This is a genomic window from Microvirga sp. CF3016, from assembly GCF_036314085.1.
GTDB lineage: Bacteria > Pseudomonadota > Alphaproteobacteria > Rhizobiales > Beijerinckiaceae > Microvirga.
Genome location: NZ_JAYGGM010000009.1, coordinates 223,495 through 246,783 on the forward strand (window position 1 = coordinate 223,495; position 23,289 = coordinate 246,783).

Annotated in this window: 18 protein-coding genes and 1 riboswitch; of the genes, 7 read left to right on the forward strand and 11 right to left on the reverse strand. The window is 63.5% G+C overall.

What is annotated here, in order from left to right; genetic code table 11:
- Nucleotides 1-52 precede the first annotated feature (52 nt).
- A complete protein-coding gene (locus tag VB672_RS15345) occupies nt 53-1,528 on the reverse strand; it encodes an aldehyde dehydrogenase family protein (RefSeq protein WP_329785066.1) in 1,476 nt (491 codons plus the stop codon).
- A 2-nt stretch (nt 1,529-1,530) separates the two neighbouring features.
- Nucleotides 1,531-2,727, reverse strand: a complete 1,197-nt coding sequence (locus tag VB672_RS15350; protein WP_329785067.1) for a fumarylacetoacetate hydrolase family protein — start codon at nt 2,725-2,727, stop codon at nt 1,531-1,533.
- Between the two features lie 295 nt (nt 2,728-3,022).
- Here VB672_RS15350 and VB672_RS15355 point away from each other — a divergent pair, with 295 nt between their 5' ends.
- From VB672_RS15355 to chrA, 3 genes are all read left to right on the forward strand, one after another.
- Nucleotides 3,023-3,811: a TIGR00730 family Rossman fold protein gene (locus VB672_RS15355; RefSeq protein WP_329785068.1), complete on the forward strand. Its 789-nt coding sequence runs from the start codon at nt 3,023-3,025 to the stop codon at nt 3,809-3,811.
- A gap of 134 nt (nt 3,812-3,945) precedes the next feature.
- On the forward strand, nt 3,946-4,770 hold the full coding sequence (locus VB672_RS15360; RefSeq protein WP_329785069.1) for a sulfurtransferase/chromate resistance protein: 825 nt from the start codon (nt 3,946-3,948) through the stop codon (nt 4,768-4,770).
- Between the two features lie 46 nt (nt 4,771-4,816).
- Nucleotides 4,817-6,166, forward strand: coding sequence for a chromate efflux transporter (chrA, locus tag VB672_RS15365; RefSeq protein WP_329785104.1), 1,350 nt, complete (start codon nt 4,817-4,819; stop codon nt 6,164-6,166).
- Between the two features lie 45 nt (nt 6,167-6,211).
- On the opposite strand, the gene VB672_RS15370 is transcribed toward chrA, so the two are convergent.
- The 5 genes from VB672_RS15370 to VB672_RS15390 all read right to left on the reverse strand — a co-directional run bounded on the left by VB672_RS15370 (nt 6,212) and on the right by VB672_RS15390 (nt 12,496).
- Nucleotides 6,212-6,991: an SDR family oxidoreductase gene (locus VB672_RS15370; RefSeq protein ID WP_329785070.1), complete on the reverse strand. Its 780-nt coding sequence runs from the start codon at nt 6,989-6,991 to the stop codon at nt 6,212-6,214.
- 24 nt (nt 6,992-7,015) lie between these two features.
- Nucleotides 7,016-7,927: a dihydrodipicolinate synthase family protein gene (locus tag VB672_RS15375; RefSeq protein ID WP_329785071.1), complete on the reverse strand. Its 912-nt coding sequence runs from the start codon at nt 7,925-7,927 to the stop codon at nt 7,016-7,018.
- A gap of 99 nt (nt 7,928-8,026) precedes the next feature.
- A complete protein-coding gene (locus tag VB672_RS15380; protein ID WP_442932065.1) occupies nt 8,027-8,200 on the reverse strand; it encodes a hypothetical protein in 174 nt (57 codons plus the stop codon).
- A gap of 107 nt (nt 8,201-8,307) precedes the next feature.
- Nucleotides 8,308-11,094: a phosphoenolpyruvate carboxylase gene (gene ppc / locus VB672_RS15385; RefSeq protein WP_329785072.1), complete on the reverse strand. Its 2,787-nt coding sequence runs from the start codon at nt 11,092-11,094 to the stop codon at nt 8,308-8,310.
- Between the two features lie 91 nt (nt 11,095-11,185).
- Nucleotides 11,186-12,496, reverse strand: a complete 1,311-nt coding sequence (locus VB672_RS15390; protein ID WP_329785073.1) for an Hsp70 family protein — start codon at nt 12,494-12,496, stop codon at nt 11,186-11,188.
- A gap of 183 nt (nt 12,497-12,679) precedes the next feature.
- On the opposite strand from VB672_RS15390, the gene VB672_RS15395 reads away from it, so the two are divergent.
- The 4 genes from VB672_RS15395 to VB672_RS15410 all read left to right on the forward strand — a co-directional run bounded on the left by VB672_RS15395 (nt 12,680) and on the right by VB672_RS15410 (nt 18,526).
- A complete protein-coding gene (locus tag VB672_RS15395) occupies nt 12,680-15,025 on the forward strand; it encodes a Tex family protein (protein ID WP_329785074.1) in 2,346 nt (781 codons plus the stop codon).
- A gap of 47 nt (nt 15,026-15,072) precedes the next feature.
- A riboswitch (TPP riboswitch) is annotated at nt 15,073-15,180 on the forward strand.
- A 69-nt stretch (nt 15,181-15,249) separates the two neighbouring features.
- Nucleotides 15,250-16,254: a thiamine ABC transporter substrate binding subunit gene (gene thiB, locus VB672_RS15400; protein WP_329785075.1), complete on the forward strand. Its 1,005-nt coding sequence runs from the start codon at nt 15,250-15,252 to the stop codon at nt 16,252-16,254.
- Between the two features lie 9 nt (nt 16,255-16,263).
- Complete coding sequence (locus tag VB672_RS15405) at nt 16,264-17,838, forward strand: ABC transporter permease subunit (RefSeq protein WP_329785076.1); 1,575 nt, start codon at nt 16,264-16,266, stop codon at nt 17,836-17,838.
- Entirely contained in the window at nt 17,825-18,526 is a 702-nt protein-coding gene (locus VB672_RS15410) for a thiamine ABC transporter ATP-binding protein (protein WP_329785077.1), read from the forward strand. The genes VB672_RS15405 and VB672_RS15410 overlap by 14 nt, the downstream gene beginning before the upstream one ends.
- Before the next feature lie 149 nt (nt 18,527-18,675).
- On the opposite strand, the gene VB672_RS15415 is transcribed toward VB672_RS15410, so the two are convergent.
- The 4 genes from VB672_RS15415 to VB672_RS15430 form a co-directional block, all read right to left on the reverse strand.
- Nucleotides 18,676-19,782 carry an ABC transporter ATP-binding protein gene (locus tag VB672_RS15415; protein WP_329785078.1) on the reverse strand — a complete coding sequence of 369 codons (1,107 nt, stop codon included), beginning with the start codon at nt 19,780-19,782 and terminating at the stop codon, nt 18,676-18,678.
- 25 nt (nt 19,783-19,807) lie between these two features.
- On the reverse strand, nt 19,808-20,641 hold the full coding sequence (locus tag VB672_RS15420) for a carbohydrate ABC transporter permease (protein WP_329785079.1): 834 nt from the start codon (nt 20,639-20,641) through the stop codon (nt 19,808-19,810).
- Nucleotides 20,642-20,648: 7 nt separating this feature from the next.
- Nucleotides 20,649-21,611, reverse strand: a complete 963-nt coding sequence (locus VB672_RS15425; RefSeq protein WP_329785080.1) for a carbohydrate ABC transporter permease — start codon at nt 21,609-21,611, stop codon at nt 20,649-20,651.
- A 73-nt stretch (nt 21,612-21,684) separates the two neighbouring features.
- The gene (locus VB672_RS15430) at nt 21,685-22,974 is read right to left on the reverse strand and encodes an ABC transporter substrate-binding protein (protein WP_329785081.1); all 1,290 of its coding nucleotides are present in this window, start codon (nt 22,972-22,974) and stop codon (nt 21,685-21,687) included.
- Nucleotides 22,975-23,289: the final 315 nt, after the last annotated feature.

The following is a 23,289-nucleotide window of genomic DNA, read 5'->3' on the forward strand; positions in this document are numbered from 1 at the left end:
GCATCTCACAATTGAGAATGCTGAGAGCATGCGACGCACAAGCGTAATGGAGTTACTCGCTCGATTTGGTCTTCGGCACGTAGGGTCCGTTGCCGTCGAAGGTGTAGGCGGTCTTCACCGTGGTGTAGAACTCCTGCGCATAGCGGCCCTGCTCCCGCGGACCGTAGGACGAACTCTTCCGGCCGCCGAACGGCACATGGTAATCGACACCTGCGGTCGGCAGGTTCACCATCACCATGCCGGCCTCCGCATTGCGCTTGAAGTGCGAGGCATATTTGAGGCTCGTGGTGCAGATGCCGGACGACAGACCGAACGGTGTGTCGTTGGCAAGCTCCAGCGCCTCGTCATAGTCCCTCGCCCTGGTCACGGTGGCGACCGGCCCGAAGATCTCCTCGCGCGCCACCCTCATCTGGTTGCTCACCTCCGTGAACAGCGCGGGCGCCAGATAGAAGCCCGGAGCATCCCGCTTCAGGAGCTCGCCGCCCGCCACCAGCTTGGCGCCTTCCTCCTGGCCGATGCGGATGTATTTCAGATCCTGATCCAGCTGGCTTTGATCCACCACCGGGCCGATATGGGTTCCGGCCTTCAGGGCATCATCGATGACGAGCCCCTGCATGCGCTCCTGCATGGCGGCCACAAACTGGTCGTGAATGCCCTCGGTCACGATCAGGCGCGAGGAAGCCGTGCAGCGCTGGCCGGTGGAGAAGAAGGCGCTGTTGACCGCGCATTCCACCGCCACCTTCAGGTCGGCGTCGTCGAGAACCACCATCGGGTTCTTGCCGCCCATCTCGAGCTGGACCTTCTTCATGGGATCGGCCGTGATGCAGGTCTGGGCCACTTTGCGTCCCGTCGGTACCGAGCCGGTGAAGGAGATGGCGGAGACCTTGGGGCTCTGCAGCATCGCCTCGCCGACCACCGAGCCGCGGCCCATCACCAGATTGAACACACCGGCCGGCACGCCGGCCCGGATGATGATCTCGGACAGGGCATGGGCCGAACCCGGCACGAGGTCCGCGGGCTTGAACACCACGGTATTGCCGTAGGCGAGCGCGGGCGCGATTTTCCACGCGGGAATGGCAATCGGGAAATTCCAGGGAGTGATCAGGCCGACGACGCCCACCGGTTCGCGGGTGATTTCCACGTCGATGAAGGGCCGCACGGACGGCACCTTCTCGCCGGCCATGCGCAGGCACTCGCCGGAGAAGAAGAGGAAGATCTGGCCGGCCCGGGTCACCTCGCCGATGCCTTCCGGCAGGGTCTTGCCCTCCTCGCGCGAGAGGAGGCGGCCGAGTTCCTCCTTGCGGGCGAGGATCTCGTCGCCGACCGCCTTGAGAATGTCGTGGCGCTGCTGGATCGACGAACGCGACCAGGCCGGGAAAGCATCGTAAGCGGCAGCGATCGCACGCTCGGCCTCGGCTGCGGACGCGCGGGCATACTCCCCCACCACGTCGTTGGTGTTGGACGGGTTGATGTTCGCCGATGCTTCCGTGGCCGAGAGCCACTCGCCCGCGATATAGTTCTTCGTCATCGTTAACCTGCCTGTCTGGTGTTGATGAGGCCCCGTTGGGCCAGGTTGGACATGAAAGCGCCGATACCGAAGGTCCATGGCTCGCACTCGGAGCTGGACTTCATGCGGTTCACCAGCGCTCCAAGCTTGGGCGCCGCGATAGTGACGATGTCGCCCCGCTTGTGGGTAAAGCCCATGCCGGCCTCATCCCGATCCTGCGTGGGAGCGAACATCGTTCCGAGAAACAGCGCAAACCCGTCCGGGTATTGATGGTGGGGACCAATGGTCTGGGCCACAAGGTCTTCCGGATCACGGCTGATCTTCGTGATCGACGAAGAGCCTTCGAGCTTGAAGCCGTCCTCGCCTTCCACCGTCAGCGTCACCGTGGTTTGGCGCACGTCGTCGAGGGAGAAGGTGTCGTCGAAGAACCGGATGAACGGCCCAACGGAACAGGATGCATTGTTGTCCTTCGCCTTCGACAGGAGCAGAGCCGAACGCCCTTCGAAATCGCGCAGGTTGACGTCGTTGCCGAGAGTGGCGCCGACGATCTTTCCTTCAGCGGTCACGATGACCACCACCTCGGGCTCGGGATTGTTCCAGGTCGATTTGGGGTGCAGGCCCGCATCCATGAAGGCGCCGACAGCCGACAGGGTCGGAGCCTTGGTGAAAACCTCAGCATCGGGGCCAATCCCGACTTCGAGATACTGGCTCCAGGCGCCTTGCGCGACGAGAACCTCCTTCAGGGCCATGGCCTCAGGAGATCCGGGTTTGAGACGGCTGAGATCGTCCCCGACGAGGCGCAGAACTTCGGCCCTGATGGCGGCAGCGGCACTCGCATCGCCCCGCGCCCGCTCCTCGATGACACGCTCCAGCATGGAGACCGCAAAGGTGACGCCGGCTGCCTTGATGACCTGAAGATCGATGGGCGCCAGCAGCCAGGGTTTCGACGGATCGCGGCCATCCGGCGCGGTGTTGCCCAGGATGTCCTCGATGGAGCCGATCCTCTCGCCCTGCGCGGTCTTCACCACCCGCGCAGGATCCTCCATCGCCGCAAGGCTGCTCACGGTGGAACAGGTCGTGGAAATATCGAAGAGACCTTCCTCCCGCACCGCAACCACGGACGGTCCGATGCCGGGGCGCCAGACGCGCCCGACGAGGGCTCCTTGGAAACCATCGGCTGGCAGAATTCGGGCTAGGTTCGTCGAAGACAGTTGGTCCATCGGCTGGCGCTCGCTTCCTGTTAGGGGCCGTTTTCCGCCCCTTCAACTTGTGCGCCCTTGATATAGCCACCAGAGCGCGAGCGGCTATAGGGAAAATGACTTTCCCTGGCATCAATCGGGGAAAGGTCGGAACAAGGCCGGCTCGTGCTCCGTTGCGCCGCGCTACAATGAAAGCCCTCCCGTGAGGCCATGAGCATTCGAATCGGTGGACCTCTGAAGGTTATGCTCCAGCACCGGGTTAGCCCGGCGTCGAAAATGTGCTTTTTGCAGCCCGAGTGAAAGGAGTCTTATTTCCATGGCCGACGGCAAACCTTCGAATGCAGCAAGTCTCAACTCGCCCTCCTATCGGCTGGCCGCGATGGATCAGGATTTCCTTCTGGGCGATTCCATGCGCGGCGTCCGGTTCATGCTGGAATACGCCAAGGCGGAGGAAAGTCTGCGAACCTGGGGGGTGCGCTCCACGATCGTGGTCTTCGGCAGCGCTCGCATCCATGAGAATGGGCCCGGAAAGCACCCGTTCTGGTACGAGCAGGCCCGTGCCTTCGGGGCCCTCGCGTCGCAGCGGGGCGGAGCACTGACCGTCACCAGCGGCACCCGGGACAACGTGATCGCCACGGGCGGCGGCCCCGGCATCATGGAGGCGGCCAACAGAGGCGCCTACGATGTCGGCGCTCCCTCCATCGGCTTCAACATCACCCTGCCACACGAGCAGGAGCCCAATGCCTATTCAACCCCGGACCTCACGTTCCGCTTCCACTACTTCGCCATGCGCAAGATGCACCTGGCGATGCGGGCCAATGCCCTTGTGGTGTTTCCCGGCGGATTCGGCACCCTGGACGAATTGTTCGAGATCCTGACCCTTCGCCAGACCGGCAAGGCCCCTCCTCTTCCGATCGTGCTCTTCGACAAGGCCTATTGGCAATCGGTCATCAAGTTCGATGCCCTGCTTGAGCACGGCATGGTAAGCGAGCACAACCGCAAGCTCGTGAATTTCGCCGAGACAGCAGAGGATGTGTGGCAAGCCCTGATCGGCAATGGGCTCGTCGTTCAGACCCTGGAAAGGGATAACGAGCCGGATTTCTAATCCTGCGGATCTCTGTTGAATTGAATTGACAAAACGACAGGCTTGGATTGTGATCGACGTCATGGGGATTGCGATCTCCCCACGAGGCGACATGCTCAAGCATCGCATCCGCTCTGAACCGTTACGGATGCATCATGTCGTCATTCAACACCATCTCCCCTGAAAAACTCGCGCGCCTGATCGGCACCCCGAGATGCCCCTTGCTCATCGATGTACGCACCGATGAGGATTTCGCGGGAGATCCCCGCCTGATCCCGGGCTCCAGGCGCCGACCATTCGATGCCGTCACTGACTGGTCGTGCGAACTTGGCGGCCAGCCTGTTGTGGTGATCTGCCACAAAGGCCTAAAGCTCAGCCATGGGGTGGCGGCCTGGCTCCGCCATTCTGGACTATCGGCTGATTCCCTCGATGGCGGAACGCTGGCCTGGGCACAGGCCGGATTGCCTATGGTCCCGGCAGACCGAATTCCGCCTCGCGACCGGCAGGGGCGGACGGTTTGGGTCACGCGTTCCCGGCCCAAGATAGACCGGATTGCCTGTCCTTGGCTGATCCGTCGCTTCGTCGATCCCGGGGCCGTCTTCCTGTTCGTCCCGACCTCCGAGGTTCCGGGGGTGGCGGAACGCTTCACAGCGACCCCATTCGACATCGAAGGCGACGGCATCTTCTGGAGCCACCGTGGCGAATTGTGCACCTTCGATGTCATGGTCGAGGAGTTCGGTCTTACCACCGAACCTCTGAGACGCCTCGCCACCATCGTCAGGGGAGCCGATACGGCCCGGCCCGATCTGGCGCCGGAAGTGCCCGGGCTGCTCGCCGCCTCACTGGGATTATCGCGGATGTATGCGGACGATCTCGCTCAGCTTGAGGCCGGGCTCCTGCTCTACGACGCCTTCTACCGCTGGTGCCGCGATGCGACTGATGAGACGCATAACTGGCCCTCGAAAAAGCCGGGGCCGTGACGTGAGCGAGACTCTTCGGCCCTCAAACGAGCGCGTCGCACGGACCATGCCCGATCATGGTGTTCCCATGAGCGAGGCCTTCCGTGTTTGGCTGCGTATCGCGGCACTCAGTTTCGGCGGGCCGGCCGGACAGATCGCCGTGATGCACCGGATCCTGGTCGAGGAAAAACGCTGGATCTCCGAAGGCCGCTTTCTTCACGCCCTCAACTACTGCATGCTGCTGCCGGGCCCGGAAGCCCAGCAGCTCGCCACGTATGTGGGCTGGCTCATGCATCGCACCCTCGGCGGCCTCTTAGCCGGCGGGCTGTTCATCCTGCCGGGCATCATCGCCATCATGGGTCTGAGCTGGATCTATGCCCTCTATGGCAAGATCGGCATCGTTGCGGCCCTCTTCTTCGGCCTGAAGGCCGCCGTGCTCGCCATCGTGCTCGAAGCCGTGATACGGATTGGCAAGCGGGCGCTGAAGAACCGCATTCTGATCGGGATCGCCGCGGCAGCCTTCGTGGCGATCTTCTTTCTCGACGCACCATTTCCACTGATCATTCTCGTGGCCGGGCTGATCGGCTTTTTCGGCGGCCGAGCGGATCTCCCGCAGTTCCAGGCCGGGGGGCATGGCAATGACGCCCAGGGCGACAATCTCCTGGGTGAGCATCTTCCCGCTCATGCCGCTCCAAACTTCGGACGAAGTGTGCGCGTCGCGGCAACCTGGCTGACGCTCTGGCTGGCACCGGTGTCTGCGCTCCTGCTGATCCTCGGGCGCGACGACGTTTTCAGCCAGATCGCGCTCTTCTTTTCCAAGATGGCGATGGTCACCTTCGGCGGAGCCTACGCGGTTCTGGCCTATGTGGCCCAGCAGGCGGTGGAAACCTATGGCTGGCTGCAGCCTGGCGAGATGCTCGATGGTCTCGGCATGGCCGAGACCACGCCGGGACCATTGATCATGGTGCTGCAGTTCGTGGGGTTCATGGCGGCGTTCCGGGAAGCCGGCGTGCTCGACCCGCTGCTGGCCGGCACCTTGGGTGGACTCCTCGCCACATGGGTGACCTTTGCGCCGTGCTTTCTCTGGATCTTTCTGGGCGCGCCCTACATCGAGATCCTGCGCGGGAACCGGGCCTTGAGCGGTGCACTCACGGCCATCACGGCCGCCGTGGTCGGCGTGATCCTGAATCTTGCCATCTGGTTCGGCATCCACACGATCTTCGGCAGCGTTCACGCAGTGGACTGGGGACCGTTCAGGTTCGATGCCCCGGAATGGGGGAGCGTCAACGGATGGGCGCTGCTGCTCGCAGGTGCCGCCATCATCGTCATGCTGCGCTTCAAGGTCGGGATGCTCCCGACGCTGGCAGCAACATCCGCCGCTGGGATTGGTCTGTATTGGGCGGGAATCATCACTTGAATGGGGTGAGGCGGCTTCCCGCCTCACCTTTGCGTCGAATCCGGCTCAGGTCGTGGACGAAATCTGCCCGCCATCGACGCGCAGGATCCCACCCGTCATGAAGGAGGCCTTCTCGCTTGCGAGGAAGACGGCTGCCGCCGCAAATTCCTCGATCTCGCCGTAACGGCCTGCCGGAATGCCCGTCCGGGCCGCTGTCGCCACATCCTCCACCGAGCGGCCGGTGCGCTCCGCATTGGCGGCATCGAGCTGCTTCAGGCGATCGGTGGCGATGCGGCCCGGCGCAATGGCGTTCACGGTGACGCCCGAGGACGCCACTTCGCTCGCCAGCGTCTTGCCCCAGCCCACGAGCGCCGGCCGGATGGCATTGGAGATCGCAAGATTCGGGATCGGCTGGATCACCCCGGAGGAGATCACGGAAATGATGCGGCCGAACTTGCGCTCCATCATGCTGGGGAGAAGCTGGTCGGCAATCCGCACGAGATTGACGAACATGGCTTCAAACGACTGGCGCCATTGATCGGACGATACCCCTTGCGCCTTGCCGGGCGGCGGGCCGCCGCTGTTGAGCACGAGGATGTCGACGCCGCCGAGAGCGTCCGCCACATCCTTGACCAGCGCATCGACCTGATCGACCTTGCCGGTGTCGCAGATGAAGGGCAGAACGTCCCTGCCGATCTTGTCGGCGGCCGCCTTCGATCCTTCCATCGTGCGGCTGGCGATGGCGACACGCGCGCCCTCATCAGCTAGGCCCTGAGCGATGCCGAAGCCCAAGCCCTTGCTCGCGCCGAGCACGAGCGCGCGCTTTCCCTTCAACCCTGTTTCCATACGTGAAAACTCCCCTTGTTCGATTTAAGAGCGCTCGATGCGCTCCATCAGCCATTCGATATCGGCAATGGTTTCCGGGCTCAGCTTCGGCCCGGGCTTGCGCAGCGTGTCGGATGCAATGATGCCGCGCCGCTTCAGGACATATTTGCGCACGGCAAGGCCCACACCCGGCTGCGTCTCGTAGCGCACCAGCGGCAAGTGCCGGTCGAAGAGATCGTGCGCCTCCTTCCGCTTGCCCTGGTTGATGAGATCGACCACGCCAACCAGCATTTCGGGATAGGCATAGCCGGTCATCGCGCCATCGGCGCCACGCTCCATCTCGAAGGGAAGGAACATGCCGCCATTGCCGCAGAGAATGGACACGCGACGCACCTGACCGGCATCGCTCGCGCGGCGCAGCGTCGTGATCTTGTCGAGGCCCGGCCAATCCTCGTGCTTGAGCATCACGCAGGAGGGGCTCTGCTCGATGATCCGCATGATCACCTTCGGCGTCATGACCACATTGGTGGTGAGGGGGTAATCCTGGATCACCCACGGCACGTCCGTGCCAATGGCCTCCACCGCATCGGCATAATAGGAGACGATCTGGTCGTCGGTTTTCAGGGTTGAGGGCGGCGCGATCATCACACCGGCGGCGCCCGCATCCATCACCTTGGACGACAGGCCCGCCATGGCCGCAAAGCCGGCGGCCGACACTCCGACGATGACCGGAACGCGACCCGCCACTGTGGCGATCACTTGGCGGGCGAAGGCCAGCGCCTCATCTGCAGTCAGCTTGGGCGCTTCGCCCATGATGCCGAGAATCGTCAGCCCGGTGGCGCCGGCTTTCAGATAGGCCTCGACCATCCGGTCGGTCGAGGCGACATCCACCCGCCCGTCGCTCTCGAACGGCGTGGGACAGATGACATAGACGCCGGCGGCGGAACTCGTGAGCAAGGCTTCCTCCTGGACAAAACGGGCAAGAGAGATCAGGCCCCCTCCTTACACCCGCTTTCCGCCTGGCGCACTACCCTAGCGGCTGTCCGCTCACTATGTTTACTTGTGGCCGGAACCGCCCTTCTTTCCACCGCCGTCCTGCTTGTTGACGGTGGCCCAGGCACGCCGCTCGGCTTCTTTTTCCGACAGGCCGCGGCTCTCATAGGATTCCTCAATATACTCGGCCTTGCGCTTCTGCTTGTCGGTATAAGCAGACTTGTCACCACGAGACATGACGCTCCCCTCGATTGGCATGACAGGGTCGTGCCCGCAGACGGGCACATCCTCTCAGCTTCAACCGAACCGGCGCGGCTCGGTTCCGCAACTATATTTCAAAGACCTTAGCCGCTGTTGCGCAGGCCTGCCGCGATGCCGTTGATGGAGAGATGAATGCCCTGCACGACCTGCTCGTCCGCATCGCCGGAACGGTGACGCTTCAACAATTCGATCTGCAGGTGGTTCAACGGGTCGAGGTAAGGGAAGCGGTTGCGGATCGATCGCGCCAGGAGCGGGTTGGAGTCGAGCAGGGATTGCTGCTGCATGATGGCAAGCAGTTGCCTGATCGAATACTCCCATTCGCGGCGCAGACGCGGGAAAATGGCTTCGCGCAAGCCGTCGTCCTCGACGAGGTCTGCATAACGTGAGGCGATGGCGATGTTGCTCTTGGCCAGCACCATGTCCATGTTCGAGAGCAGCGCCTGAAAGAAGGGCCACTCCCGATACATCTCCTGCAGCAGCGGCAAGCCGGTGTCGGGGCACTTGTCGAGCCATTCATTGACTGCGGAGCCAAATCCGTACCAGCCGGGCAACATGAGGCGGCACTGCGCCCAGCCGAACACCCAGGGAATGGCGCGCAGATCCTCGATGCGCCGCGAATTGGTGCGAGAGGCCGGGCGGCTGCCGATGTTCAGATTGGCAATCTCGCCGATCACCGTGGATTCCCAGAAATAGCGCTCGAAACCTTCGGTCTCGTAGACGAGGGCGCGGTAGGCCTTGAAGGCGCTGTTCGAGAGCTCCTCCATGGCCTTCAGATATTCCTCGCGCGGCGCAGGCTGGCCGGAATGGAGCAGGGATGCCTCCAAGGTCGCCGCCGCAAGGATTTCGAGATTGCGTCGGCCCAGATCCGGATTCGAGTACTTGCCCGCGATGACCTCGCCCTGTTCCGTGATGCGGATGGCGCCCTGCACGGCCCCGCCCGGCTGCGCCAGGATTGCCTGATAGCTCGGCCCCCCGCCGCGGCCCACGGATCCACCGCGACCATGGAAGAGGCGCAAGGCAACGCCGTGGCGCTTGAACACGTCGATCAGCTCGATCTCGGCCTTGTAGAGTTCCCAGCCCGAGGTAAGGAAGCCGCCGTCCTTGTTGCTGTCGGAATAGCCGAGCATCACCTCCTGCGCCTGACCGCGGCTGCGCAGCAGGCGCATGTAGTCAGGGAGCGCAAACAGCGCATCCATCACGCCGCTGCAATGACGCAGATCCGCGATGGTCTCGAAGAGCGGGATGATGTTCACATCCATCTCGCCTTCGCGCGGACGCAACAGACCCGCTTCCTTCAGGAGAAGGGACACCTCCAGAATGTCGGACGGGTCGCTCGCCTTGGAGATGACGTAGTTCGGCACGGCCCCACGGCCATAGCGTCGATGAGCTTCAGCGGCTTCATGAACGATGGCCAGCTCGGACGCCGTTTCCGCCGAGTATTCGAGATAGGGTGACGTGAGGAGCCGCGGGGTACGAAGCTCTTCCAGGAGCAGGGCGACACGCTTTTCTTCTGGAAGCCCCTCATAATCAGTGCCGGGAATTGCCTTTTCGAACAGTTCGGCGACCACGCGCTGATGAACGTCGGAGTTCTGGCGCATGTCGAGGCTGGCCAGATGGAAGCCGAACACGTTGACGGCGCGGCGCAGCCTGCGCAGGCGGCCCCGCGCGAGGGCCCCCGATCCATTCGAGCTCAAGGAGCGGTGCAGGATCGAGAGATCGCCTTCGAACGCATCGACCCTGTCGTAGGCAGGCGCCTCGCCCACCGCATGACGCGCCACATCACCGTGTCCCAACCGGGCGGCGGTTGCTGCAAGGCGCGCGTAGATGCCCGTGATCGCCCGGCGATAGGGCTCGTCCTGGCGATGGGGCGAAGGATCGGGAGAGGCCTTGGCGAGCTCCTGAACCTCGTCGGACACATTCACGTAGCGCCCGTCGAGGGACAGTTCGGCTCCCAGGCAGTGGAGTTCTTCCAGGTAAAAGGTGAGCGCATGCTTGCTCTGCAGCAGCAGGGCCTGCCGCAGGGCATCCGCCGTTACGAAGGGATTGCCGTCGCGGTCGCCGCCGATCCAGCTCCCCATGCGCAGGAAAGAAGGGAGTTCCACGCTCTCCCACAAGGAATCCATGGCCGCGAGCTGGTCCTCCAGGGAGGCATAGACTCGCGGCAGCTCCTTGAAGAAGGTGTAGTCGTAGTAGGAGAGGCCATTGTTGACCTCGTCGATTACCTTGAGTCTGTTGCGCCGCAGGATGCTCGTCTGCCAGAGGGTGAGGATGGCACGGCGCAGGGCCTCCTGACAGGCTGCCTCCTCGTTCGGCGTCATCTGCTGCCGATCCCGCTGAGCCAAAATCTGAGAGATCTCCATCTCTCGGTCGATGGTGCTCTTGCGGCGCACCTCCGTCGGATGCGCGGTCAGGACGGGGCAGACGAGCGCGGAGGCAAAGAAGGCTTGCAGGGCTGTCTGGCTGATGCCGGCCTCCTGGATGAGCTTGAGGGCCCGTGCCAGCGTTCCCTCGCGGGGAGCCGGAGCCGTCATGGCGTGGGCACCCGCCATCGCATGGGCGCGGGAGCGGCGAACATGGTGCTGATCCTCGGCAATGTTCGCCAGATGCGAGAAGTAGCTGTAGGCCCTGATGATCTGGTTGGTGCGCCCCCGCGAGAGGCTGTTCAGGATCGTCTCAAGTTCGCGGCGGGCAGCCTCATCCTCGTCTCGATGGAACCGGATGGAGGTCTGGCGGATGCGCTCCACGATCTCGAAGGCCGCCTCGCCCTCTTGCTCGCGGATCGTGTCCCCGAGAATGCGTCCCAGGAGCCGGATGTCGTCGCGAAGGGGAAAATCCTTCTCAGGGGTGACGTCGGGATTGATCAGGGACATGGGAGGGCTCCCACTCTAGGGGCGTTTGCTGCACCGCGAAATAAAACCCTTTGTCACCCTACGGCAAGCGTAATTTTATTTTAAGTATGGCCTAATTCGTGACGGCCCAACGGTCCGGCGCCTCCGTCTGCCCGATCAGGGCCAACCCATAGGCAATGGATTCGAACTGGTCGGCAGAGGTGAGCCGGGTCTCGCCGAACCGATCCACAAAGAGGCGCCGAATGGCGGGAACGAAAGAGGTGCCGCCTGTCAGGAACACGCGCTCGATCTCCTCCGGTCTCACACGGGCGCTGGACAGAGCTTCGTCGACCGTTCCTGCGATCCGGTCGACGTCATCGGCGATCCATGTCTCGAAATCGGCCCGGGTGATTCTCGCCTGAATGTCGACACCCTCGCCCTGGAAGCGGAAATCCGTTTCTTCCCGGCTCGAAAGTGCGACCTTCGTCGAGGACACGGCTCTGTAGAGGGCAAAGCCCAGATCGTATTCGATGATGTCGATGAATTTTTCGAGCGGCTCGGGGTCGAGGGCGGCTCGGGCCAGCTCGCGCAATTCCTTCAGGTCGCCGCTGCCCTTCATCATCGCCAGTTGGTTCCAGCGTGCAAAATTCGCATAATAATGATTGGGGATCGACAGGATCTTGTCCATGGAGCGATAGAGCCCGCCCTTGCCAAGACGAGGTGAGACGACCTTGTCGACGATCCGGTAGTCGAAGGCGTCACCGGCAAGGCCGATGCCGGAATGTCCCAGCGGCTCGGCGCGCAGCACGCCACCGGTCTTGGAAAAGCGCATCACGGAAAAGTCGCTGGTGCCGCCGCCGAAATCCGCCACGAGAACGGTGGCATCGTGGTCGAGCTGCCGCGCGTAGAAGAAGGCGGCTCCGACCGGCTCATAGACGTAGCGGGCCTGCTCCGCCCCCAGTCGGCCGAAGGCGGACCGGTAACGCTGCATGGCGAGAGCATCGTCCGGATTGTAGCCGGCGAACTGGACCGGCCGGCCGATGATGACGTTCCGGGCACCCCAATCCAGCCGGGAGCCGCCATGGCGCACGAGCGTGCGCAGGAAGGCGCTCAGCAGGTCCTCAAAGGCGTAGCGTTCGCGGAAGATCCGGGTTTCCTTGAAGGTGGCGCTCGCCGCAAAGGTTTTGAAAGACTGAATGAAACGGTGGGCGTGGAGCCCCTCCAAGAACTGCTCGATCGCCCAGGGACCGCCCTCGACTTCGGTGCGCAAGCCGTTGCCGTGCCGCTCGTCCCAGAAGCAAAGGGCCGTGACATAGACCTTGAGGCGCTCTCCTCCATGCTCGAAGGTCAGAGCCTCCACATGCCCGTCCGGACCAGCGATGGCCACGACCGTATTGCTGGTGCCGAAATCGATGCCGATGGAAAAATCGTTGGAGAGGGGCATGGGGACCTCGGAAACGGGCGGGAGGGCCGGACGGTCTATACGCCAAGTCCTCGCAAGCCAAGCGGAATTGTCAAAAGACCAATTCCCTAACGGCACTGCGACCCTGGCGCTGTGGACGAGCCGTTGACCAGGGGGCGCCCCGCACCGTAGAAGCCGCGCCTTATGCCTTTTTCGGAGACTTCCATGCTATCCATCGGTCAGCGCATCGCGAACGAACTGAATGTTCAGGAATGGCAGGTCAAGGCGGCCGTCGATCTGCTGGATGGCGGTTCGACCGTTCCCTTCATCGCGCGCTACCGCAAGGAAGTCACCGGCACCCTCGACGATGCCCAGCTGCGCACCCTGGAGGAGCGTCTGCGCTACCTGCGCGAGCTGGAGGACCGCCGCAAGACGATCCTCGATAGCATCCGCGAGCAGGGCAAGCTCACCGACGAACTGGCGCTCCAGATCAACACCGCCGACACCAAGGCTCGCCTTGAAGACCTCTACCTTCCCTACAAGCCCAAGCGGCGCACCAAGGCGCAGATCGCCAAGGAGGCCGGCCTGGAGCCCTTGGCCGACCTGCTCCTGAGCGAGCCGTCCCGCGAGCCCAAGGCGGCTGCCGCCGCTTTCGTGAATGCCGACAAGGAGGTCGCCACGCCGGAGGCAGCTCTGGAGGGCGCCCGCTCAATTCTGGTTGAACGCTTCGCGGAAAACGCGGAACTCCTCGGCGCCCTGCGCGAGATCTATTGGGAGCGCGGGAGCCTCACCTCCAAGGTCCGAGACGGCAAGGCGGCGGAGGGCGCAAAATTCGCCGATTACTTCGATTTTTCCGAGCCACTGCCGAAGCTCCCCTCCCACCGCATCCTCGCGCTGTTCCGCGGGGAAAAGGAGGAAATCCTCGATCTGCGCATGGAGGAGGACAAGGACAGCGGCGAGCCGGGCTATGTCAGCCGCTACGAGGGTCGGACGGCGCTTGCCTACGGGATCGTCGACCAGGGCCGCCCCGGCGACAAGTGGCTTCTGGAGACGGTGCGCTGGGCTTGGCGCACGAAGCTGCGCTTCTCGATCGAACTCGACATGAAGATGAAGCTCTGGCAGCTCGCCGAGGACGAGGCCGTGAAGGTGTTCGCAGGCAACCTGCGCGACCTGTTGCTGGCTGCCCCCGCTGGTGCCCGCCCGACCCTCGGCCTCGACCCCGGCTACCGCACCGGCGTGAAGGTGGCCGTGGTGGATGCGACCGGAAAGGTGGTGGCAACGGATACCATCTACCCGCATGAGCCGAAGCGCCAATGGGATGAATCCATCGCCTCTCTGGCCCGGCTCTGCCGCGTGCACAAGGTCGAGCTCGTCGCCATCGGCAACGGCACCGCCTCGCGCGAGACCGACAAGCTCGCAGGCGAATTGGTGGCGAAGCACCCGGACCTGAAGCTCACCAAGATCATGGTCTCGGAGGCAGGCGCCTCCGTCTATTCGGCCTCCGCCTATGCCAGCCAAGAGCTGCCGGATCTCGACGTTTCCTTACGCGGTGCCGTCTCCATCGCGCGCCGCCTGCAGGATCCGCTGGCCGAACTCGTGAAGATCGATCCGAAGTCCATCGGCGTCGGGCAGTACCAGCACGACCTTGCCGAATACAAACTCTCCCGCTCCCTCGACGCCGTGGTGGAGGATTGCGTGAACGCCGTCGGCGTCGACCTCAACACGGCTTCCGCGCCGCTGCTCGCCCGCGTCTCGGGCCTGGGCGACTGGGTGGCGCAGAACATCGTCTCACACCGAGATGCCAATGGCCCGTTCAAGACCCGCAAGGCGCTGACCAAGGTCTCAGGCCTGGGTCCCAAGACCTTCGAGCAGGCCGCGGGCTTCCTGCGCATTCCGAACGGCGACGATCCGCTCGACGCCTCCGGCGTCCATCCGGAAGCCTATCCGGTGGTGCGCCGCATTCTCGAGGCTACGAAGAGCGACATCAAGGTCGTGATCGGCAACGGCGCCGTGCTGAAGAAGCTCAACCCGCAGAGTTTCACGGACGAGAAGTTCGGCGTGCCGACCGTGAAGGACATCCTGAGCGAGCTGGAAAAGCCCGGCCGCGACCCGCGCCCCGAGTTCAAGACCGCCACCTTCATGGAAGGGGTGGAGAAGATCAGCGACCTGAAACCCGGCATGATGCTGGAGGGCGTCGTCACCAACGTGGCTGCCTTTGGCGCCTTCGTCGATGTGGGCGTTCATCAGGACGGGCTCGTCCACATCTCGGCGCTGGCCGACACCTTCGTGAAGGACCCGCGCAGCGTGGTGAAGCCGGGCGACATCGTGAAGGTGAAGGTGCTCGAGGTCGACGTTCCGCGAAAGCGGATCTCACTTTCCATGCGCATGAGCGATCCGGCCGAGAGGCGGCCGGCCGGCCCCCAGGACGATAACCGGGCCGCTTTCCAGAAGCACCGGGCGCAGAGCGAGCGGAAGCCGGCCCCGCAAGCCCCCGCCTCCGGCGGCGCCTTGGCCGACGCCCTGCGCCGGGCTGCAATGGCGAACGGCAAGGACAAGGGCAACCGGAAGTAAGCCCGACAGGGGCGGCTTGTAGCCGCCCCGGAAGTGCTCTAGAAGCAAAGCGTCTCACGGGGAGCCTCTGGACGAGGCTGAGAGATGGCGAGGCCATCGACCCGTCGAACCTGATCCGGGTCATGCCGGCGGAGGGAATGAGCATGCGACATCGCCACAAAAGCTATGCCCCGTGCACTCTGCGCCGCCCGTCCGGTCTGCCTCATGCATGGGAGCGCCTTTAGATGTTACGCCGACTGCTTCTCACCCTCGTTTCGCTCGGGCTCGCCACCAGCCTCGCCCAGGCCCAGTCCAAGCCGACGCTCACTGTCTACACCTACAGCTCGTTTGCCGGAAAATACGGCCCCGGCAAGCCGGTCAAGGAGCGCTTCGAGGCGACCTGCGGCTGCGAGCTGAACTGGGTCACCGCCGAGGATGCCGGCAGCCTGCTTGGGCGCCTGCGGCTCGAAGGCGAGAACACCAAGGCTGACGCAGTCGTCGGTCTCGACATGAACCTCGTGGCCGAGGCTCGCGCGCTCAACCTCTTTGCCCCTCATGGAGTGGATGAGAGGGATCTGACACTTCCTATCAAATGGAATGACAACACCTTCATTCCGTTCGATTGGGGCTACTACGCCTTCGTCTACGACGCCAACAAGCTCGCCAATCCGCCCAAGAGCCTGAAGGAGCTCGTCGACAATCCCAACGGCCCGAAGGTGGTCCTGCAGGATCCCCGCACCAGCGCGCCGGGCCTCGGCCTGCTGCTGTGGATGCAGAAAGTCTATGGCGACAAGGCCGGCGAGGCCTGGGGCAAGCTCAAGCCCCGCATCGTGACCTTCACCAAGGGCTGGTCCGAAGCCTACGGTCTCTTCCTGAAGGGCGAGGCCGACATGGTGATGTCCTACACCACGTCCCCGGCCTATCACATCGTCGCGGAGAAGAAGGACAACTACAAGGCGGCCGCTTTCACGGAAGGCCATTACCTCCACGTGGAACTGGCCGCCATGACCCGCACGACGAAGCAGCCAGACCTCGCCAAGAGGTTCATGGCCTTCGTCCTCAGCGAGCCGTTCCAGTCGGCCATCCCTGAAACCAACTGGATGTACCCGGCAAAGAACCCGCCTTCCGGCACGCCGGACGCCCTCAAGGGCATGATCGAGCCGAGCCAGGCGCTGCTCTTCACACCTGAAGAGGTGCAGCAGAACCGCCGCACCTTCACCGATGCCTGGCTCAACGCCACGGCCCGCTGATAGCCCGTCATGACGCTGAAGCTGCCTCACCCTGGAAGCCTGGTGGCCTTCGCCATCTTAGGGTTGGTTGCGGGCGGCTTCATCGCTCTTGCGACCTTCGATGGAGGGACACCGACGCTTCTCTCCATCGGTCCCTATCTCTGGCGCGTGCTCGCCTTCTCGGTGATCCAGGCGACGCTTTCGACCGTGCTGTCCCTCGCGCTTGGCATCGGCCTGGCGCTTGCCCTCGCGCGCCGCAGCTTTCCCGGTCGCGACATCGTTCTGGCGATCCTCGGTTCGACGATGGTGATGCCGACCATCGTGGCGGTCTTCGCGGTCTTCGCCGTCTATGGCCGGAGCGGGTGGCTCGCCGAAGGGCTCGCGCTTTTGGGTTGGAACGGCAGCTTCAGCATCTTCGGCTATCCCGGCATCCTCATCGCTCACGTATTCCTCAACGGACCTTTCGTGGCGCGGATCACGCTCGACGGATTGAACCAGGTGCCGGCCGAGCATTGGCGTCTCGCCACTGCTTTCGGCTTCACGCCCTTCCAGATCTTCCGTCATCTCGACTGGCCGGTGCTGCGCGCGGAAACGCCCGGGGTCGCCGGCCTCATCTTCCTGATGTGCTTCAAGAGCTTTGCCATCGTGCTGGCGCTCGGCGGGGGACCGAGCAGATCCATCCTGGAAGTGGCGATCTTCGAAGCCCTCAAGATCGATCTCGATTTCGGCCGCGTCGCCTGGCTCGCCCTGATCCAGCTCGCCATTTGCCTGTCGATGACGGCTCTGCTCCATTGGGCGTTCACGCGTCCGCCGGTGGGTCACACGATCCGCAGCCTCGTTCATCGTCCCGACGCGAAGACCAAGGCCCTGAAGCTCCTCGACGCCGTGGTGCTCGCCCTCAGCGCCCTCTTCATCGCGCCGCTCACCTTCAGCATCCTGACGGGGTTTCGCAGCATGCTCGACGTGATCGACGCGGATCTTCTCCAGGCCTTCGTCACAAGCCTGGCGATTGCGACCGCAGCCGCCATCCTGGCATGCCTCCTGGCCCTTGCCCTAGCCTCTGCGGCGCGGCGGCGGCGCATCGTTCTGCGCTCTCCGCGTATCGCCGCCTTCTACGATCTCCTGCCCGATGCGCTGCTCGCCGTGCCGCCCTTCGCGCTGACGGCAGGCCTGTTCCTGCTGATCCAGCGCCTTGGCGATCCCTCGACGGCGGGTCTCATCCTGCTGCCGCTCATCAACGGATTGGCCGCCGTGCCCTTCGCTTATCGCTATGTGGCGCCCCATCTCCTCACCGCGGAGGAGCGCTACGGCCGCGTCGCGGCATCCCTCGGGATCACCGGGTGGTCGAAGCTCACCATCATGGATTGGCCGGTTCTCAAGCGGCCGCTTGCGGCGGGCTTCGCCCTCGCCATGGCTCTGTCCTTCGGCGATTTCGGCATCATCGCGCTTTTCGGCGGCACGGAGCTGGTCACCCTGCCCTATCTTCTCTACGAGCGCCTCGGCGCCTACCGGCTCGACGAAGCGGCGAGCATCGGCCTCGTCATCGTTCTCTTCGCCGTTTTCCTCGCTCACGCCTCAGGTCGTCTGTCCCATGCTGGTGATTGATAACTGCCGCCTGACCTGGCCCGACTTCACGGCTGATTATTCGCTGTCCGTGCCGGCGGGAAACCTGTGCGCCGTCATCGGCCCGTCCGGCGGCGGCAAGACCACCCTGCTCCATATGATCGCCGGCTTCGAACGGCCTGAAAGCGGAACGCTGACCTTCAACGGACAGGACCTCCTGCCGCTCGAGCCGGCCAAGCGCCCGGCCGCCATCGTGTTCCAGGATCACAACCTGTTTCCGCATTTGAGCGCGGCGCAGAACGTGGCGCTCGGCCTGCGCCCGTCCCTGCGGTTGAGCGCAGACGAAAAGCGTCTCGTGGGCGAGATGCTGGACTCGGTCGGCCTCGAAGGCTTCGACGAGCGTAAGCCGGGCACGATGTCGGGCGGGCAGCGTCAGCGCGTGGCACTGGCCCGTGCGCTGATCTCAGGCCGTCCCCTCATCCTCCTCGACGAGCCCTTCAGCAGCCTCGATCCCACCTTGCGCCGCGACATGATCCTGCTCGTCGACGCATTGCGGCGCAACCGCCCTGTCACCGTTCTCATGACGATCCACACGCCCGAGGATGTGGCGGATGTGGCCGACCAGATGGCCTTCGTGGCAGATGGCAGGGTTGTAGCATTGGGGCTCCCTGCGGACATCCTCAACAGCGCCCTCGCGCCCAGGATCGCGGCGGCTGTCTCAGATTCATAACAGGATCGTGTCTAGGCATTTGATGCAGCGATTATGACACATGCACGTCATCACCGGCCATGTGCCGGTGATCCCGACTGTTTGAGGCGCCGCGCTTCACCGTATCGGGATGGCCGGCACAAGGCCGGCCATGACGTCAGAGGAGTGGCTTACCCATCAGACTCCTCACCCCGCCCCGCCAGCACCGAAACACCCGCCGCATCGAAGACATGGAGCGCCCGGGGCGGCACATGGGCCGTGTAGGAACCACCGGGCGTCGCATCGGTCTCCCCGGGAGCGCGGACGATCACGTCGTCGCCGCTCGCGAGCCGCATATAGACGTAGCTCGACTCGCCCAGTTGCTCGACGGCGTCGATGGTGCCGCGCAGGGAGGTGGCCTCGGCGCCGCCCTCCTCCATGTGCTCGGGCCTGATACCGACCGTCACGGGGTCACCTGCCGCGAGACTACCTGACCTTACATTCACGATGGCTTCCGTACCGGCAAAGCCGATAGTGGCGTTGCTGCCTTCGAGACGCAGAACCTGCCCCTTGATGAAGTTCATCCGTGGAGAACCGATGAAGCCGGCGACAAACAGGTTGCGGGGATGGCGATAGAGCTCCAGCGGTGCCCCCACCTGCTCGATCCGGCCGTGGTTCATCACCACGATCTTGGACGCGAGCGTCATCGCCTCGACCTGATCGTGGGTGACGTAGATCATGGTCGCACCGAGATCCCGGTGGAGCTTGGCGATCTCGAGGCGCGTGTTGACGCGAAGCGCCGCATCGAGGTTCGAGAGCGGCTCGTCGAAGAGAAAGACGCTGGGGTTGCGCACGATGGCCCGGCCGATGGCCACGCGCTGCCGCTGTCCGCCCGACAGTTCCCGCGGCTTGCGGTCGAGAAGCGGGGTGAGCTTCAGGATTTCCGCCGCCTGCCGCACCCGGCGGTCCACCTCCGCCTTGTTCGTCTTGGCGAATTTCAACCCGAAGGCCATGTTCTTGTAGACGTTCATGTGCGGGTAGAGCGCGTAGGACTGGAACACCATGGCGATCTTGCGATCCGCCGGCGGCAGCTCGTTCACCCGCCGGCTGCCGATCCTGATCTCGCCGCCGCTCACGGTCTCCAGTCCGGCGATGATGCGAAGCAGGGTGGACTTGCCGCAGCCGGACGGGCCGACGAAGACGACGAATTCTCCGTCCTCGACGGAGAGATTGATGTCGCGCAGGATCTCCGTCGCCCCGAAGGATTTGGCAACACCGTGCAGGGAAACGTCAGCCATTGCGGTCAATTCCAAGCATGAAACCTCACTTCACGGCGCCGGCGGTCAGGCCGCGCACGAGATAGCGCGAGAACAGAAGGTAGAGGACGAGAACGGGCGCGATCGCCAGCGTCAGCGAGGCGAGCACCGCGTTCCAGTCGGTCACGTACTGTCCGATGAACTGCTGCACGCCGAGGGTGATCGTCTGCTTGCCGTCGCCGGGGGCCAAGATCAGCGGGAACCAGAGATCGTTCCAGACCGGCACCATGGTGAACACGGCGACGGTCGCGATGGCCGGGCTGATCAGGGGCAGGATGATGCTGGCAAAGATCCTGTATTCGCTCACCCCGTCGCAGCGGGCGGCATCGCGCAGATCCTTGGGGATCTGCTGGATGAACTCGCCAAGGATGAGGATCGCGAGCGGCAGCCCCTGGGCCACGTAAACCAGGATGAGCGCGGTGAGCGTGTTGACGAGATTCAGCTCCACCATCATGCGCAGGATGCTGACGCTGCCGAGGCGGATCGGCACCATGATGCCGATGGCGAGATAAAGGCCGATGAGCGTATTGCCGGGGAATTTGTACTCGGTCAGGGCCCAGGCGGCCATCGCGCCGATGAGGACGATCAGCACGAGGGAGACCACCGTCACGGTCAGGCTATTGAAGAAATACAGCCCGAAATCTGAATTGGCGAAGACTCGGTCGAATCCGATGGTCGTCCATGTCTGGCCGTTGGGAAGGCCGAGCGGATCGGCGAAGATCGCCCGCCGGGTCTTGAAGGCATTGATCAGGATGAGCAGGATCGGGCCGAGCGCCAGGATCGTGTAGAGGACGAGCGCGATGTGAACGGCGATTCGGCCCGGTCTAACGGTTGTTCCCATGGCGTCCTCAGAAGGTATGCCGCTGCAGCCGCCGCTGCACGCCGAAGAGATAGATCAGCACGCCCAGCAGGATGATGATCAGCATGGCGGTCGCCACCGCCGCACCCATGGTCGGGCTGCCGACCTGGAGCTGGAACCCGAAGAAGGTGCGGTAGAAGAAGGTGCCGAGAATGTCGGTGGAGAAGTTCGGGCCTGCCAGCGCGCCCTTGATCGCATAGATCAGGTCGAAGGCATTGAAATTGGCCACGAAGGTCAGGATCGATACGACGCCGAGCGTCGGCAGGATCAGAGGCAGGCGCACGAACCAGAACACGCTGAAAGGGCCTGCCCCGTCGACGGTGGCGGCATCGAGCAGATCGTCGGGAATGTTCAGGAGCGCCGCATAGATCAGCATCATGGGAATGCCGACGAACTGCCAGACCGAGATGAGGGAGACCGTCAGCAGGGCGGTCGATTCCTGGCCGAGCCAGGGCCCGAACAGGCTCCCCAGGCCCACGGCCTTCAGGAGGCTCGGCGCAATGCCCCAGAGCGGATTGAGGATGAGCTGCCAGATGAAGCCGATGATGACCACGGAGAGCATGGTTGGCAGGAAGATGAGCGTGCGGTAGACGCTGCCGCCAGTGAGCCTCGGCAGGCTGAGCAGCATGGCGAGCCCCAGGCCGATGCCGTTCTGTACCACCATGTGAATTAGGAAGAAGATCAGATTGTTGCGGAACGCGTTCCAGAACTGGCCCGACCAGTTGGAGTCGCTCAGGAGCGTCTGGAAATTCTGAAGACCGACGAAGCTGCGCGCTCCCGTCTCGTCGCCCGTATAGAGGCTCAGGCGAATCGTGTCGATCAGCGGATAGATCGAGAACAGGGTGTAAATGGCCAGGGCGGGAGCCAGGAACACCGCGATATGGACAGGAAAGCGCGAGCGGGCGGGCACCGCGTCGGCCGAATGAATCTGTGATGCCGTAAGATCCGTCATGCTGCTCCAGGCCGAAGGAGAACAGGAGCACGGGCCGCTTCCGATGAGCGGCCCGTCTCATTGCTTTTAGCGCTTACTTCTTGTGCGGCTCGTACCAGCTGGCGAGGCCGTCCTCGGCTTTCTTGGCCGCCTCTTCCGGCTTCATGCTGCCGTTCATCACCTGGGCGCTCACGTTCCAGAGCTCGTTCTCGAGATTGGGCGTGCCGCGGGACAGGATCTGGTAGGAGTTGCGGATCGAGCTTTCGCAGGTGCCGCGCCAGCCGACGAACTTGGCCGCCACCGGATCCTTCACCTCGACCTTCGCATTGGAGAGCGGGAAGAAGCCCGGCAGCTCGTTGGCGTAGATCTCGGCGAATTCGGGCGAGGCCACCCAGGACAGGAAGGTCTTGGCCGCCTCGACATTCTTCGACTTGGCATTGATGCCGACCGCAATGTCCGTGTGGTCGCTGATGAAGCACTTATCGCCGGCCTTCACCACGGGCGGCGCGAAGGCGTCGAACTCGAAATCAGCCTGCTTGCGGAAGATCGGCACGTCCCAGGAGCCGGCCGGGTAGATCGCCGCGCGACCGAGGGTGAACAGGTTCTGCGTGTCGGGATATTTCTGGGACTTGTAGCCGTCGCCCATGTAGGGCGCCCAGCTCGCCAGTTCCTTGAACACGTCCACATAGGCCGGATCGGTGAATTTCTGCTTGCCCTCGATGAGCGCCTTGCGGCCCTCTTCGCCCTTCCAGTAGTTCACACCGATGTTCTGGAAGCCCATGGTGGCGGCCTCCCACTGGTCGGCCGTGCCCATGGCGATCGGCGTGTACTTGCCGTCGGCCTTGATTTTGTCCAGCACCGCGTGGAACTCAGCCATGGTCTTCGGCGGCGTGAGCTTCAGCTCGTCGAAGATCTCCTTGTTGTAGACGAAGCCGTGGATCACCGAGGCCATCGGCATGCAGAAGGTGGTCTTGCCGTCGTCCGTGGACCAGGCGCTCTTGGCCACGTCCGAGAAATTTTCAATGCCCTTCACGTCGTTGACGGAGGTCAGGTTGCCCTTCTTGAACAGATCGAGGGAGGCATCGAAGGGACGGCAGGTGATGAGGTCGCCGGCCGTGCCGCCGGCGAGGCGCGCGTTGAGGGCGGCGTTGTACTCGGTCGGCGGGTCGGCCTTGAACTGCACCTTGATGTTGGGGTGCTTCTTGTTGAAAGCCGGAATGATCTTGGTGTTCCAGACATCCGCATCGTCATTGCGCCAGCTCTCGATGGTGAGTGTCTGGGCCGAGGCGGCATTGGCGAAAGCAAGAGCTGCGGCGGCCACCGAAGCAGTCGCAAGCAGCTGTCCTGCACGGCGCAGGAACGCTTTCGGATGGGGTTTCGTCATCGTCTTCATCCTCCGTGGTCGAGGCACCTGGAAGCGCCCCGGATTATATGTCCCTCTGATTGTCCCGTGCCGGTTTTATTGCATTCTGCGCTTTCCGGCGGGCCAGCGCGACTGTTCCACCGGAAAGCTTTTCGGACAAGTGACCTCATATTGGTATCGGGGCAATTCAAAGACAACTCTTCTTTGAAGCCCTCTCCCTCATTTTGCCGGCTCCCCTTTTGCCACCTTGGCGCCCTTGCCGACGAAGCTATCTGGTCCTGTGGACAAAGCGTCTGGGTATTCCACGCGGGCGCCTCTTCCCGAACTGGACATTAA

Bases quoted from the DNA above. Each gene is read 5' to 3' on its own strand.
- VB672_RS15370 (WP_329785070.1), bottom strand. From the start codon at position 6,991: ATGGAAACAGGGTTGAAGGGAAAGCGCGCGCTCGTGCTCGGCGCGAGC.
- VB672_RS15430 (WP_329785081.1), bottom strand. From the start codon at position 22,974: ATGACGAAACCCCATCCGAAAGCGTTCCTGCGCCGTGCAGGACAGCTG.
- VB672_RS15360 (WP_329785069.1), top strand. From the start codon at position 3,946: ATGTCGTCATTCAACACCATCTCCCCTGAAAAACTCGCGCGCCTGATC.
- VB672_RS15425 (WP_329785080.1), bottom strand. From the start codon at position 21,611: ATGACGGATCTTACGGCATCACAGATTCATTCGGCCGACGCGGTGCCC.
- VB672_RS15420 (WP_329785079.1), bottom strand. From the start codon at position 20,641: ATGGGAACAACCGTTAGACCGGGCCGAATCGCCGTTCACATCGCGCTC.
- VB672_RS15345 (WP_329785066.1), bottom strand. From the start codon at position 1,528: ATGACGAAGAACTATATCGCGGGCGAGTGGCTCTCGGCCACGGAAGCA.
- VB672_RS15395 (WP_329785074.1), top strand. From the start codon at position 12,680: ATGCTATCCATCGGTCAGCGCATCGCGAACGAACTGAATGTTCAGGAA.
- VB672_RS15380 (WP_442932065.1), bottom strand. From the start codon at position 8,200: ATGTCTCGTGGTGACAAGTCTGCTTATACCGACAAGCAGAAGCGCAAG.
- chrA (WP_329785104.1), top strand. From the start codon at position 4,817: ATGCCCGATCATGGTGTTCCCATGAGCGAGGCCTTCCGTGTTTGGCTG.
- VB672_RS15355 (WP_329785068.1), top strand. From the start codon at position 3,023: ATGGCCGACGGCAAACCTTCGAATGCAGCAAGTCTCAACTCGCCCTCC.
- thiB (WP_329785075.1), top strand. From the start codon at position 15,250: ATGTTACGCCGACTGCTTCTCACCCTCGTTTCGCTCGGGCTCGCCACC.
- VB672_RS15350 (WP_329785067.1), bottom strand. From the start codon at position 2,727: ATGGACCAACTGTCTTCGACGAACCTAGCCCGAATTCTGCCAGCCGAT.
- ppc (WP_329785072.1), bottom strand. From the start codon at position 11,094: ATGTCCCTGATCAATCCCGACGTCACCCCTGAGAAGGATTTTCCCCTT.
- VB672_RS15390 (WP_329785073.1), bottom strand. From the start codon at position 12,496: ATGCCCCTCTCCAACGATTTTTCCATCGGCATCGATTTCGGCACCAGC.
- VB672_RS15405 (WP_329785076.1), top strand. From the start codon at position 16,264: ATGACGCTGAAGCTGCCTCACCCTGGAAGCCTGGTGGCCTTCGCCATC.
- VB672_RS15415 (WP_329785078.1), bottom strand. From the start codon at position 19,782: ATGGCTGACGTTTCCCTGCACGGTGTTGCCAAATCCTTCGGGGCGACG.
- VB672_RS15410 (WP_329785077.1), top strand. From the start codon at position 17,825: ATGCTGGTGATTGATAACTGCCGCCTGACCTGGCCCGACTTCACGGCT.